This is a genomic window from Streptomyces sp. NRRL B-1347 (assembly GCF_000720325.1).
GTDB lineage: Bacteria > Actinomycetota > Actinomycetes > Streptomycetales > Streptomycetaceae > Streptomyces.
The window spans coordinates 1-306 of record NZ_JOJM01000309.1 but is presented as its reverse complement, the minus strand read 5'-3'; the positions used below and the strand labels follow the sequence as shown (position 1 = coordinate 306).

1 protein-coding gene is annotated in these 306 nt (G+C 66.0%); it reads left to right on the top strand.

Annotated elements, in window-relative coordinates:
• On the top strand, positions 1–306 hold a 306-nt coding region (locus tag IG74_RS0145125), incomplete at both ends, for an AMP-binding protein (protein ID WP_030689789.1).

Sequence of the window (306 nt, the reverse complement as noted above, 5' to 3'; positions counted from 1 at the left end):
GCGTGTGTCGTATGCGGAGTTGGATGCGGCGGCGAATCGTCTGGCGCATCGTCTGCGTGCTGATGGTGTGGGTGTGGGTTCGTCGGTGGCGGTGCTGTTGGATCGCTCGGTTGAGCTGATGGTGGCGCTGTTGGGTGTGTGGCGTGCGGGTGCGGGTTATGTGCCGATGGATCCGGTGCTGCCGTCGGAGCGGGTCGCGGCGATGGTCGCGGATGGTGGGGTGTCGGTGGCGGTGACGTCGGCCGAGTATGCGGACCGGTTTGCGGATGTGCCGGTGGTGCTGACGGTGGAGGACTTGTCGGCTTA